This window comes from Micromonospora sp. NPDC005206 (assembly GCF_040608175.1).
In the GTDB taxonomy this organism is placed as follows: Bacteria; Actinomycetota; Actinomycetes; order Mycobacteriales; family Micromonosporaceae; genus Micromonospora.
Genome location: NZ_JBEXHU010000013.1, coordinates 135,230 through 147,509, shown reverse-complemented (window position 1 = coordinate 147,509; position 12,280 = coordinate 135,230). Strand labels below are relative to the sequence as shown.

The following is a 12,280-nucleotide window of genomic DNA, read 5'->3' as shown; positions in this document are numbered from 1 at the left end:
GATCGTGATCGGACCGGCACGTTCAGTCGCGTTGGCGACGGGCCGGAATCCGACTTCGTCGGAGGGCGCCGCTAGGCTCGGCGGCGTGGTGGTACACCAACTCGACCGGGCGCAGGCGCGACGGATCGCCGTCCGGGCCCAGCTGCTCGCCGCGCCGCGGCCGACCGACCTGCTGGCCGTGGTGCGTCAGCTGACGCTGTTGCAGATCGACCCGACGGCTGCCGTGGCGCCGAACGCGGACCTGGTCGCCTGGAGCCGGCTCGGCTCGTCCTACCAGCCGGCCGAGTTGCCGCGGGCGCTGGAGCGGGACCGGTCGCTCTTCGAGCATCACGCGATGGTGCGGCCGATGGACGATCTGGGGCTCTACCTCGCCGCCATGGCGGCTTCGCCGAGTCACGAGCGGCAGCGTGAGTGGCTGCGCGCCAACGACTCGTTCCGCCGCGACGTGCTCGATCTGCTCGGCCGGTCCGGGCCGCTGCTCTCCCGTGACATCCCGGACACGTGCGTGGCGCCGTGGCCGTCGTCGGGGTGGACCAACAACCGCAACGTCACCCAGATGCTGGAGTTCCTGGTCCTGCGCGGGGAGGTCGCGATCGCCGGCCGTCAGGGTCGGCAGCGACTCTGGGACGTGGCGGAGCGGGTCTACCCGCCCGACACCCCCGTCGTCCCGCTGGAACAGGCGCTGCGGCTCCGCAACGAGCGGCGGCTGCGGGCGTTGGGCATCGCCCGGGGGCGGGCGGTGGTCGTCCCCGGCGAGCCGGCGGATGTCGGCGCGGCCGGTGAACAGGCGGTTGTCGAGGGTGTTCCGGGGGTCTGGCGGGTGGACCCGGCCGCGCTCGGGCAGCCCTTCACCGGGCGTACCGCGGTGCTGTCGCCCTTCGACCGGCTGGTGCACGACCGGGTCCGCCTCGCGGAGCTGTTCGAGTACGAGTACGTGCTGGAGATGTACAAGCCGAAGGCCAGCCGACGGTGGGGCTACTTCGCGTTGCCGATCCTGCACGGCGACCGGCTGGTCGGAAAGGTCGACGCCACGGCGGACCGCCGGCGCGGCGCCCTCACGGTGCACGCCATCCACGAGGACCTGCCGTTCAGCCGGGACGTGACCCGGGCCGTGCACGACGAGCTGCACGACCTCGCGGGCTGGCTCGAGCTGACCGCCGAGGGCCTGCGCTGACGGGTGGTCGCCGGCCCCGTGGCCCGGCGACCACCCGACCCGAGCTACGCGATGCGGCGCACCCGGCGGACGGCGAGGTAGAGCAGGAGCAGGGCCAGCGCCACGAAGATGCCGGTCTCGATGCCCTGGAACAGCCAGAACCGGTCCGCCGGCTGGTAGAGCTGCCAGTTGTACGCGCCCGGCTCGATGCCCAGCTCGGAGCCGCAGGCCCGCCCGTCCGGTCCCTTGCCACCCGGCGGGCACTGGATCCGGGTGTCCGGTGCCACCATCGTCCCGTCGGCGTTGCGGACGCCCTGGGCGAGGATCCAACCGCCGCGCTCGGTCTGCGGCTCGGTGACCCCTTCGATCGGGAAGGTGAGGGTCTTGGCGGGTTGGTAGTGCGGTCGTGCCAGGACCGCCACGGCTGCCCGTACGCCAATGAACCCGGCCAGGGTGATGCCCATGGCGGGCAGCATCCGCTTCCACACCGTGCCCGCGAAAATGCCGAGCGCCACGGCGAAGAGGGTGTACCCGATCGGGGCGACGCCCTGCAGGTCGAAGACGATCACGCCCAGCCGACCCTCGTGGGCGGTCTGGGTCAGCGGGTCGACCCACCACGACATGCCCAGGCCGTAGCAGACCGCCGCGAGCAACGTCGCCCCGCCGACCAGCCCGAACTTCACCAGCGCCCAGCGGATCCGGCCGACGCCCTGGGTCCAGACGAAGCGGTGGGTGCCGTGTTCCACCTCGCGTGCGACCAGCGGGGCGCCCCAGAACAGGCCGACCAGCACCGGCAGGGTGAGCAGCAGCACGGCCACCAGGTTCAGGCTGCCGTAGCGGTTGCTGAAGCGGTGGAAGCCCGCGTCGCAGCCGTCCCGGGTGGCCGCGGCCACGTTCGGGTCAGCCAGCTGGCGCGCGCAGTCGGCCAAGCCGAGGTCGGCGTATGTGTGCCGCATCGACAGGCCGATGGGCACCATCAGGGCGGCGAGCGCCGCGAAGCCCAGCAGGGTGAAGAACGCCTGCTTGCGGTGTTGCCGCCAGGTCAGCCAGATCATGCCGGCACCCCCCACTCGCTGTGACTGGTCTGCGTGTTGCCGTCGGCCAGGTAGGCCAGGACGACGTCCTCCAGGCCGACCTCGCGGACCGTCCAGGCCGGATCGGTGACCGGGCCGTCGGTGCGCACGAGCAGCGTGGACTGCCGGTCGGTGTGGCTGGCCCGGACGACGGCGGCGACGCCCCCGATCGGGCCGCCCTCGTGCCGGGGTCCGATCAGCTGCCGGTGGCCGGCCACCAGATCGTCGACCGTGTCGGCGAGCTGCACCTCGGCGGCGTTGAGCACGATCAGGTAGTCGCAGACGCGTTCCAGGTCGGCCAGCAGGTGTGAGGAGAGCAGGACGGTGGTGCCGGAGTCCGCGACGCTGCCCATCAGTGACTGGAGGAACTCCCGTCGGGCGAGGGGGTCGAGGCTGGCGACCGGCTCGTCGAGCAGCAGCAGCCGGGGCTGTTTGGCCAGCGCCAGGGCGAGCGCCACCTGGGCGCGTTGCCCGCCGGAGAGTTTCCCGACCGGCCGGTCCGGCGGTATGCCGAGTTGCGCCAGCCGGGTACGGGCCAGCGGCGCGTCCCACCGGCGGTTCAGCTTGCCGCCGGCGGTGACCAGTTCGGCGGCGGTGAAGTCCCGGTACAGCGGGGTGTCCTGAGCGACGAACCCGATGTCCGCCAGGCCCTCCGTGTCTCCGTACGGCGATCTGCCGAACACCCGTACCGTGCCCGCGTCGGGCTTGAGCAGCCCGACGGCCAGGTGCAGCAGCGTGCTCTTGCCCGCCCCGTTCGGCCCGACCAGTGCGGCGATGCGGCCGGCCGGCAGGTGCAGCGAGCAGTCCCGCAGCGCCCAGGTGCTGCCGTACCGCTTGCCCAGCCGGTCGGCCTCCAAGACCATGTCCATCCTCTGTCCTCTCGTTCCTCTCACGCGGGCTCCTTCTGAGGGGCGTCGTCGGCGAGGGTGGCTCGCAGCGTGGTCTCCACCAGGGCGACGACGTCCTCGGCCGTGAGGCCGGCCGACTGCGCCCGGTGCAGCCACGCGACGAGGTCTTCGCGCAGCTCGGCCTGGTTGGGCAGGGACGCGCCGGCCAGGGTGCGCTGGACGAACGTGCCCACCCCGGGTCGGCCGCCGACCAGACCTTCGATCTCCAACTCCCGGTACGCCTTCAGCACCGTGTTCGGGTTGATCGCCAGCGACTGCGCGACGTCCCTGACCTTTGGCAACTGGTCGCCCGGCACCAGCAGGCCGACCCGCAGCGCCTGTTTCACCTGCTGCACGAGCTGCATGTAGGTGTTCACCTTCGACCGGCTGTCCAGCACAAACTCGATCACTCGAGACGATCCTCCCTGTTGTCCTACGACAGTAGGACTAATAGACAGCTTCACCGGGAGCCGGACCGCTGTCAAGAGAGGCCCGCGGAGTTGCCCCGAACGCGTGGGTCGCCGGGCTGGTCGGGGGGTGTTGGCACCGGAAGGCCAGGAGGTGGCACCGACGGGTCAACCGGCCGGGAAGGGAACGGGCACGTGATCCGTCTGGATGAGGAGGTGTTCGATGGTCACCAGCGAACTGACGACGTCGAGACCGACGCCGCTCCAGGTAGCCCGCGCTCGGGGCCGGCTACGCGGACGGCTCATCCTGCTCGGCCCGGCCTTCGTCGCCGCCGTCGCCTACGTCGACCCCGGCAACTTCGCCACCAACTCGGCCGCCGGCGCCCGCTACGGCTACCTGCTGGTCTGGGTCGTGGTGGTGGCCAACCTCATGGCGATGCTCGTGCAGACGCTCACCGCCAAGCTCGGCCTGGCCACCGGGCGCAGCCTGCCCGAGCTGTGCCGGGAACGCCTGCCGAAGCCGGTGAACCGGGTCATGTGGGTGCAGGCCGAGCTGGTTGCCATGGCCACCGACCTGGCCGAGGTGATCGGCGGCGCCGTCGCCCTGTACCTGCTCTTCGGCATCCCCCTGCTGCCCGGTGGGATCATCATCGGCACCGCCGCGTTCGCCGTGCTCGCCCTGCGCTCGCGTGGATTCCGCGCCTTCGAGATCGCCATCGCCGTGGGGCTCGGCGTCATCGTCCTGGCCTTCGCGGCGAACCTGCTCGCCGCCGGCTCCGACCCGGGCTCCGCCGTGGCCGGCCTGGTGCCCCGGCTCCAGGGCACCGACAGCGTGCTGCTGGCCGCCGGCATCCTCGGCGCCACCGTCATGCCGCACGTCATCTACGTGCACTCCGCGCTCACCCGTGACCGCATCCCGGCCACCGACGACACCGAGCGTCGTACGCTCTTCCGCGGTCAACGCGCCGACGTGCTGCTCGCGCTGACCGCCGCCGGCGCGGTCAACCTCGCCATGCTGCTGATCGCCGCGGCCAGCTTCCGCGGCGGCGGCCCGGTCGGCGCCGACAGCCTGGAGGGCGTGCACGCCGGCCTCGGCCAGACCATCGGCACCGCCGCGGCGTTCGGCTTCGCCATCGCCCTGCTGGTCTCCGGGCTCGCGTCCACCAGTGTCGGCACCTACGCGGGTGAGGTGATCATGCAGGGCTTCCTGCGCCGCCGGATCCCGCTGCTGCTGCGCCGGCTGGTCACCCTGCTGCCCGCGCTGGCCGTGCTCGCCATCGGCCTCGACCCGACCCAGGCCCTGGTGCTGTCCCAGGTCATCCTCAGCTTCGGCATCCCGTTCGCGCTGATCCCGGTGGTCGCCTTCACCCGCCGCCGGGACCTGATGGGCAACCTGGTCAACCATCCGCTCACCACCGCCGCCGCGTCCCTGGTGGCCGCCCTGGTCGTCGCACTCAACGCCTTCCTGCTCTGGCAGGTCGTCACCGGCTGAGCCGGTCGGGCGGGTGCCGACCGTGGCGTGTAGGCCGGGTCGGAGCGGGTACCGCGATCGGGCTGGTCCGGGGGAGTGACCGGTGACGAGCCGAGCTGCCGTACTGGGGAAGGGTCCTGCCGTGGGGTCGTACCGGATCGGGTGGACGGGCGGAGGCCGGGTACGACCGGATCGGGCGGCCCGGCGGCCGCTGACCAGGCTCGCCACGGCGGGGCTGGCGGCGCACGTCTTCTTCGAGTTGGGCTCCGGTGTCGGCATGCCGGCGGCCTCCGTCCTGGGCCCGGTGCCCGCCGCCGGGCTGTGGACCCTTGGCGCCGGGACGCTGTGGCGGGCGGCCGGTACCCGCCCGGCGTCCAGCGACCGGATCTTCGCCGTCGGCAACGGCGTCGGGCTGGCCGCGGTGATCGCCCACCTGCGCGGCTGGCCCGGCCGGCGGACCCGCCTCGGCGTGCCCTGGCTGCGCGAGTGCGAGGGGATGGGGCCGGAGCTGATGCGGTACTACAACCCGATCCTGTACGTGTCGGGCGCGGCCGCCCTGGGCGCGCTGCTGCGGGAGAACCGTTCGGCCCCGCGCTACCTGCCGCTGCTGGCGCTCGGCCTGGTGCCGCTGCTCATCGTCACGCAGCACGCCGAGCACTGGCGGCTGCGTGCGATCGCCGGCCAGCGGCCGGGCTGGTGGAACCGCAGGCTGCGGGCACTCGGCTGAGCCGCGACCGGGCGGGGCTCAACCGGCCACGGCCGGCCCGGTCACGTCCGCCGACCCTCGTCGCGGGTGGGGATCGCCTGACGCTGTTCGAGGGCGTCCGCCGCGTTGGCATCGGCCGGAAGCGACGTCGCCTCGTCGAGCGTGCCCGCCGGTAGCGCGCCCTGCTCGGCCAGGTCGGCCTCGGACGCCTCCGGGTCCACATCACCCGACATGCGGTCCGGTGGCCCCGTGTCGATCGCGTCCTGCCGTTGCTCGAGGGCGTCCGCCTCGGGCGGGGGAATTGGATCACTCTGCTCGTCCCGGTACGTGCTCATCGCGGTCTCCTACCCGGCGGGTGTCGACATGCCGCCGGGCCGCTGCCTACCCGTCACCGTCCGATTCACGCCACATCGCTGCGCGGTGGCCGACACCCGGCGTGGGCCGACACCCGGCGTGCGGAAAGTTGCGGACGGCAGTCAACCTGTGCCCCGGAGCCGTCGTCCTTGGTTGCGACGGAAGGAGAGCCCGTGCGGTGGAAGAAACGCTTCGAGGGGTTGGACACGCTCGTCGCCGATCGCGGCAGTGCCCTGCTCGCGACGGCGGTACTGCTGACCGGCAACCGAGCCGCCGGCGAGGACCTGGTGCAGGCGGCGCTGGAACGGCTGATGCGGCACTGGAGCCGGGTGCACGGTGACAAGGAGGGCTACCTGCGCCGGACGCTGTACCACCTCGCGGTGGACCAGTGGCGCAGCCGCCGACGCCGCCCGGAGGTGCTGGCCCAGGTGGAGCCGCCCGGCGAGCCGGACGGCACCGAGGCGCTGCACCTGCGCCAGGCGCTGATGCAGGCGCTGGCCACGCTGCCGCCCCGGCAGCGGGCGGTGCTGGTGCTGCGGTACTGGGAGCAGTGCAGCGAGGCGGAGGCCGCCGAGATCCTCGGTTGCTCGATCGGCACCGTCAAGTCCACCGCCTCCCGGGGGTTGTCCCGCCTCCGCGAGGTGACCGCCGCCTGGACGGTCGACGACGTCCCGGCCTCGAACGGAGCGAAATGATGACCAGCGACATCGAAGAGCAGTTGACCATCGGAATGCGCCAGGAGGTGGCGGGCCTCGCGCTCGACACGGACGTGCTGGGCGCGGCGACCCGGCGGCACGGGCGACGGGTCACCGTGCGGCGAGCCTCGTACGCCGCTGGCGTGATGGGCCTGGCCGGGGCGCTCGCCGCGGTGGTGGCGATCGGTGGGCCCGGCGCCTCGGCGCCGGGAGGCAACGCCCCGGGTGCCTCGGCGCCGGGTGGCAACCCGCCGCCGGTGGCCAGCGCCGACTCGCCACAGCTCCAGCTGGCCTCGGCGATCACCGCCAGCGAGGCCGTCAGCTACCGCCTGAAGATCACCGTCGGCAGCAGGGAGGACCCGGACGCCGGGGGGACCGCGGAGGCAGCCTGGGACCCGGACCGTTCCACCGGCTGGCTGACCTCCTCCATACCCGGTGGAGGGGCCTACTACCAGCGGATGATCAACGGGACGTTCTATGTCGGATCGAGTGGCTCGGCGACCTGGAAGCAGGAGCCGAACAACGGCTATCTGGAGTACGGCGACGTCCTCGGTGGCGCGGCCGGCGCGTCGGCCGATCCGAAGGAGTTGTTCGCGGCGCTACGGGAGGCGCACGCCAAGATCACCCGAACCGGCGACGGCCGGTACCACTTCGAGAGCACCCGCTCCTACGACGACGAGCACAGCGCCGGCACCCGAACGCTGGTCGGGGACGTGACCGTCGGCGCGGACGGCCGCGTCGCGACGGTGACCTACCTGTCGTCGAACAAGGCCCGGATCAAGGCTGGGGTGAAGAGCCCCAAGAGTGGGCTCACCATGGAATCGCATCAGCGGCTGACCCTGGAGCTGTCCGACTACGGCGTCCCGGTGCGGGTGCAGAAGCCGACGAACGTGATCGTCGCCCGCTGACCGAAAGGCCTTAGGTCACGGCCCCGCACTGCCCGCCGCACCGCGCGGCGGGCAGTGCGTCAGCCGGCATTGGCCGGTCGGGTCCTCAGTGGATGTCGCGGCGGATCAGTCGGTGAGCGTCACCGGGGACCGGTCGCGGCGGGATGCGGCGGCCAGCCCCAGCGCCAGCAGCGCGCACACCGCGCCGACCAGGAAGAGCAGCGAGGCCGCCAGTTGGCCCAGCCACTCCCACAGCGGGTGCCACGCCGGGTGCGGCTCGTCGAGGTGGTGCTTGAGCAGTTGGGGCGCGGCGAGGAGCACCGGCAGCCACCACAGCACCATGGTGACGCCGAACAGGAATTTCGCCGTGCCGCCGCCCAGGCGTTCCTCGGTGCGTCGGCTGGCCCAACCGAAGACCAGCCACCCGGCCAGCGCGCCCAGCAGCGCGCCGATCACCCCGGCGGGGACCACCGCCGGCGGCGGCGCGCGGTGCAGTTCGACCGACAGGTACGTGCCGTCACCGGTGGTCTGTGAGGGGATGGAGGCGTTCAGGATGGTGTCGCCGCGCCGAGCCAGCATGGTGGTCGTGGTGCTCACCATCGGGGTAGCGCACAGCTTGTCCGAGCAGATCGTGTCCTCGACCACCACGGGGTCGTACAGCCGCCAGCCGGTTTCGCGCAGGCGCTGCCGGGCCACCGTGACGATCTGCTCGGCCGGCACCGATGGTGCGCCGACGGAGGTGACGCCGGTGGCGCTCTCCTGGTACTCGCCGCCGTCGCCGAGCAGCACGGTTTTGAGGTTGCTCAGCCGCAGGGGGTGCCCGTACACGACGAAGAGCGCGGGTGGGGTGTCGATCTCGCCCAGGTCATGTCCGGGAAAGACCTCGGTCAGGATGGCGCCGGCCTCGGCGCGGTCGGGCTGCGGTCGGGAAGTCTCCCAGGCGACCCGGCTGGCCAGCGCGCCGGCGAAGAGGCCGCAGATGAGCGCGGCCAGCGTGGCCCAGGCGACGACGCTGTAACTGGCGGGGCGGCCGAGCCGGCGGCGCAGCAGCCGCCAGTACCGGCGGGCCAACAGGTCGGTCGTCGGCATGGCCATCCTTCGGGTCCGGCGTCAGGCGGGGCGGGAGGCGTAGGTGCCGCAGTCGCGCCTCGGCGGCGGTGGTGAGCCGGCGCAGCCGGTGCCGGCACTATAGATAGATCGTTTATGGATGGGCAAGGATGTGGGTGTCATCCCCGCGATAGCCACCACCGGTGGCCGGGATCGGCCAGGATGGGCGAGGCGGCCGGCCACGGCCGTGGCGAGGAGGGCGGGCGATGCGGGTGCGGGCGCGGGTGACCCGGGGGCGGCACGCCCGGGCGGGAACAGCGCTGGCCACCCTGCTCGTCTGGGCGGTGCCGCTGGCACTGGTGCTCGCGCCGGGCGCGGCGCTGGCCGGCGCGCCGGGCGCCGGAACGGCGGTCTGCCAGGTGCGCGACGATCGGCTCCGGGAGATGTCCGGGATGGTCGCCACGGACGACGGGTACGTGGTGGTCAACGACGGCGCCGACGACGAGGCCCGCCGCCGGATCTTCTTTCTCGACCGCCGTTGCGCGGTGGTGCGGACGGTCGCCTACCCGTCCCAACCACGCGACACGGAGGACCTGGCCGTCGGCCCGGACGGCACCATCTGGGTCGCCGACATCGGCGACAACGACCGCACGCGGGAGACGATCGCGCTGTGGCGGCTCGCGCCGGACGCGGACCAGCCGGTGCTGCACCGGATGACGTACCCGGACCGCCCGCACGACGCGGAGGCGTTGCTGCTCGACGCGGATGGCCGGCCGCTGATCGTGACCAAGGGGGGCAGCGGCACGGTCTTCCTGTACGCGCCGACCACCGCGCTGCGTCCCGCGGCGACGACGCCGCTGGCCTCGGTCGGTCAGGTGGCCCTGCCGGCCTCCACGACCAGCAACCCGTTCTCCTTTCTCGGCCGGGGTGTGGTCACCGGCGCGGCGAGCGCGCCGGACGGGCGTCGGGTGGTGCTGCGCAGCTACGCCGACGCCTTCGAGTACGACGTGCCCGACGGCGACCTGGTCGCCGCGCTGACCAAGGGCGTCCCGCGGGTCACCCCGCTGCCGGACGAGCCCCAGGGCGAGTCGATCACCTACAGCCGGGACGGCCGGTCGTTGCTCACCGTCTCCGAGTCCGCCGGCCAGCCGCAGGGCACCTACCCGGCGATCCTGCGGTATCCCGCCACGACGGGGACGGCCGCCACCCCAAGCCCGATGGAGTCCACCACCGCCGGCCCGCTGGCGCCCAGCGCGGTCCGCCCGGCGGCGGCGGACGTGGGCGGCGCGGGCGATCGGACCTGGCCGCTGGTGGCCGTCGCCGGGACGCTGCTGGCGCTGGTCGGGCTTGCCGGTGTGCTGTGGCGGCGACACACGGCCCGGCGGTGACGGGATGTCCGTGCTGTCCGCGTTGCGCCACCCGATCGTCGCCGCCCCGATGGCCGGCGGCCCGTCCACGCCGGCGCTCGTGTCGGCCGTCTCCTCCGCCGGCGGATTGGGCTTCCTGGCCGCTGGGATGATCGACACCGGCCGGCTGGCCGCCGACATCGCGGAGGTCCGTGCCCACACCGACCGGCCGTTCGGTGTCAACGTCTTCCTGCCCGGCTCCGGCACCGTCGACGAGGCCGCCATCCGGGCGTACGCCGACCGGCTCGCCCCGCACGCCGGCCAGCGCGGGGTGGCCCTGGGCGAGCCGGTGGGCGGCGACGACGGATACCCGGACAAGCTGGCCATGCTGCTCGCCGACCCGGTCCCGGTGGTGTCCTTCGCCTTCGGGTTGCCCGACCGGGCCGCGGTGGCCGCCCTGCGGGAGCGGGGCACCGAGGTGTGGGCCACGATCACCCGGCCGGACGCCGCTACGGCTGCCGCCGAGATCGGCGTGGACGCCGTGGTGGTGCAGGGCACCGAGGCTGGTGGACATCGCGGTGGCCTGCCGGACGACGACGACTACGCGCTGCTGCCGCTGCTCCGGCTGGTCGCCGCCGGTGGTGACCGCCCGCTGGTGGCCGCCGGAGGCGTCGTCGACGGCCCCGGGGTGGCCGCGGTGCTGGCCGCCGGCGCCGCCGCCGTGCAGCTCGGCACGGCGTTCCTGCGCTGCCCGGAGGCGGGGAGTTCGCCGATGCACCGGTCGGCGGTGGCCAGCTCCGCGCCGACCGCTCTGACCCGGGCGTACACCGGCAAGCGGGCTCGCGGCGTGGTCAACGACTTCCTGCGCCGCCACGATGCCGCGGCGCCCGCCGGCTACCCGCAGGTGCTGCACCTGACCCGTCCGTTGCTGTCAGCCGCCCGGCGCGAGGGGGACGCGTCGGTGCCGAACCTGTGGGCTGGGCAGGCTCATCCCCTGGCCCGGGACCTGCCGGCCGCCGAGCTGGTTGGCGAGGTCAGCGCCGGGGCCCGGACCGCGTTGGCGGCGGCGGCGGAGCGGGCGACCCGCTGGGGTTGACCGGATCGCCGGCCGGCCCGGACGGGATGGCGGCGGAAGCCGTAGAGTCTCGCCGTGATCGAGATCGGCGCGCAGGTCGACCTGTCCCACCCGCCGGACCGGGTGTGGCTCGCATTGACGGACCGGGAGCTGCTCGGCCGGTGGTTCGCCGAGGCCGACGTGGCGGAAGTCCCGGACCGGCTGGTGCTGCACACGGCCGGGTTGCCCGGCTTCGACGCCAACGTCGAGGTCGAGGTGATCGAACGGCGTGTGCCCGAGCTGCTCACGATGCGCTGCGACGAGGCGGGCCGGCTCACCGAGGTGACCTGTGCCGTCACCGCCACGAAGCAGGGCTGCCGGCTGGCGGTCCGCGAGGTGACGACGCACGGCACCTGGTCCGCCGAGCAGCACGATCCACGCGAGCAGCAGCTCCGGCAGGCGCTGACCGTGCGCCTGCCGGCCATTCTCGACTGGCTCGCTTTCCAACAGGTCGACCTGCGGCGCGGTGAGGCCGGGATGACGGCCGAACTCCCGACGATCGGCGCGCTCCGGGAGGGCCCCGCCCGGGCCCGCCGCCGTCGCCGCACGGTGGTCGCGGTGCTGACCGGCGCCGTACTGGTCGCGGGGCTGGCGGCGTGGGTCGCGTTGCCGGGCGAGCCGGACACCGCTGCCGCCCCACCCCCGGCGACACCGTCACCGACGCAGGCGTCGGCGTCCGAGGCGGCCGTCGTGCCCACCGGCTCACCGAGGGCGACGCCCTCGGCGCGCCCCTCGCGGACCGCCGCGTCGGCGACCGCCCGCCCGAGCCGCACCCCGACGGTCAAGCCGTCGCCCACCCTCGCCTCGGTCCCGGCATCACCGCCGCTGACCGCCAGCTACCGCACCGACTCCAGCCGGCTGTTCGGCTACACGGGCGAGGTGGTGGTCGAGAACCCGGGCGGTGCACCGGTGGCGGACTGGGTCGTGGTGGTGACCCTCGCCGAGAGCAGCACCTTCGACGACGTCGACGGCGCCGACGTGAAGCGGGACGGGCGGACGCTCACCTTCAGCGGGCCGGCCGTGCCGGCCGGCGGGTCGAAGACGTTCCAGTTCGACGTCCGCGACAGTCGGCCGAAGGCCAGGGAGCCGGAGGGCTGCACGGTGGACGGCAATCCGTGCGCGGGCACGTGAACGCGGGCC

The 12,280-nt window shown here is 73.5% G+C and carries 13 protein-coding genes; 8 read left to right on the top strand and 5 right to left on the bottom strand.

All coding sequences use genetic code 11. The annotated features are described in order from the left end of the window. The first annotated feature begins 85 nt into the window (after positions 1 to 85). The gene (locus tag ABZU69_RS21110) at positions 86 to 1,174 is read left to right on the top strand and encodes a crosslink repair DNA glycosylase YcaQ family protein (RefSeq protein ID WP_354966032.1); all 1,089 of its coding nucleotides are present in this window, start codon (positions 86 to 88) and stop codon (positions 1,172 to 1,174) included. Between the two features lie 44 nt (positions 1,175 to 1,218). Here the strand turns inward: ABZU69_RS21110 and ABZU69_RS21105 are convergent, their stop codons facing one another. Genes ABZU69_RS21105 through ABZU69_RS21095 form a run of 3 tightly spaced genes read right to left on the bottom strand, consistent with a single transcriptional unit; the run spans position 1,219 to position 3,523 of the window. Continuing rightward, positions 1,219 to 2,208 carry a transporter gene (locus tag ABZU69_RS21105; RefSeq protein WP_354966031.1) on the bottom strand — a complete coding sequence of 330 codons (990 nt, stop codon included), beginning with the start codon at positions 2,206 to 2,208 and terminating at the stop codon, positions 1,219 to 1,221. Then, positions 2,205 to 3,095, bottom strand: coding sequence for an ABC transporter ATP-binding protein (locus tag ABZU69_RS21100; RefSeq protein ID WP_354966030.1), 891 nt, complete (start codon positions 3,093 to 3,095; stop codon positions 2,205 to 2,207). Before ABZU69_RS21100 ends, ABZU69_RS21105 begins: the two co-directional genes overlap by 4 nt. A gap of 20 nt (positions 3,096 to 3,115) precedes the next feature. Continuing rightward, complete coding sequence (locus ABZU69_RS21095; protein ID WP_354966029.1) at positions 3,116 to 3,523, bottom strand: GntR family transcriptional regulator; 408 nt, start codon at positions 3,521 to 3,523, stop codon at positions 3,116 to 3,118. 220 nt (positions 3,524 to 3,743) lie between these two features. Here ABZU69_RS21095 and ABZU69_RS21090 point away from each other — a divergent pair, with 220 nt between their 5' ends. Both ABZU69_RS21090 and ABZU69_RS21085 read left to right on the top strand, forming a co-directional pair. Beyond that, positions 3,744 to 5,012: an Nramp family divalent metal transporter gene (locus tag ABZU69_RS21090; RefSeq protein WP_354966028.1), complete on the top strand. Its 1,269-nt coding sequence runs from the start codon at positions 3,744 to 3,746 to the stop codon at positions 5,010 to 5,012. An 82-nt stretch (positions 5,013 to 5,094) separates the two neighbouring features. Beyond that, entirely contained in the window at positions 5,095 to 5,718 is a 624-nt protein-coding gene (locus tag ABZU69_RS21085) for a hypothetical protein (protein WP_354966027.1), read from the top strand. A gap of 41 nt (positions 5,719 to 5,759) precedes the next feature. Here the strand turns inward: ABZU69_RS21085 and ABZU69_RS21080 are convergent, their stop codons facing one another. Then, positions 5,760 to 6,032, bottom strand: coding sequence for a hypothetical protein (locus tag ABZU69_RS21080; RefSeq protein WP_354966026.1), 273 nt, complete (start codon positions 6,030 to 6,032; stop codon positions 5,760 to 5,762). Positions 6,033 to 6,224: 192 nt separating this feature from the next. Here ABZU69_RS21080 and ABZU69_RS21075 point away from each other — a divergent pair, with 192 nt between their 5' ends. Beyond that, the gene (locus tag ABZU69_RS21075) at positions 6,225 to 6,746 is read left to right on the top strand and encodes a SigE family RNA polymerase sigma factor (RefSeq protein ID WP_354966025.1); all 522 of its coding nucleotides are present in this window, start codon (positions 6,225 to 6,227) and stop codon (positions 6,744 to 6,746) included. Next, positions 6,746 to 7,654 (top strand): hypothetical protein, encoded by a 909-nt coding sequence (locus ABZU69_RS21070; RefSeq protein ID WP_354966024.1) that lies wholly within the window; start codon positions 6,746 to 6,748, stop codon positions 7,652 to 7,654. The genes ABZU69_RS21075 and ABZU69_RS21070 overlap by 1 nt, the downstream gene beginning before the upstream one ends. 105 nt (positions 7,655 to 7,759) lie before the next feature. On the opposite strand, the gene ABZU69_RS21065 is transcribed toward ABZU69_RS21070, so the two are convergent. Next, positions 7,760 to 8,722 (bottom strand): hypothetical protein, encoded by a 963-nt coding sequence (locus ABZU69_RS21065; RefSeq protein ID WP_354966023.1) that lies wholly within the window; start codon positions 8,720 to 8,722, stop codon positions 7,760 to 7,762. Between the two features lie 224 nt (positions 8,723 to 8,946). On the opposite strand from ABZU69_RS21065, the gene ABZU69_RS21060 reads away from it, so the two are divergent. From ABZU69_RS21060 to ABZU69_RS21050, 3 genes are read left to right on the top strand one after another with little or no spacing between them, the layout of a single operon-like run. Further along, positions 8,947 to 10,068, top strand: coding sequence for a hypothetical protein (locus ABZU69_RS21060; RefSeq protein ID WP_354966022.1), 1,122 nt, complete (start codon positions 8,947 to 8,949; stop codon positions 10,066 to 10,068). A gap of 4 nt (positions 10,069 to 10,072) precedes the next feature. Then, the gene (locus ABZU69_RS21055; RefSeq protein WP_354966021.1) at positions 10,073 to 11,122 is read left to right on the top strand and encodes a nitronate monooxygenase; all 1,050 of its coding nucleotides are present in this window, start codon (positions 10,073 to 10,075) and stop codon (positions 11,120 to 11,122) included. Between the two features lie 54 nt (positions 11,123 to 11,176). Beyond that, positions 11,177 to 12,271, top strand: coding sequence for an SRPBCC domain-containing protein (locus tag ABZU69_RS21050; RefSeq protein ID WP_354966020.1), 1,095 nt, complete (start codon positions 11,177 to 11,179; stop codon positions 12,269 to 12,271). The last annotated feature ends 9 nt before the right edge of the window (positions 12,272 to 12,280 follow it).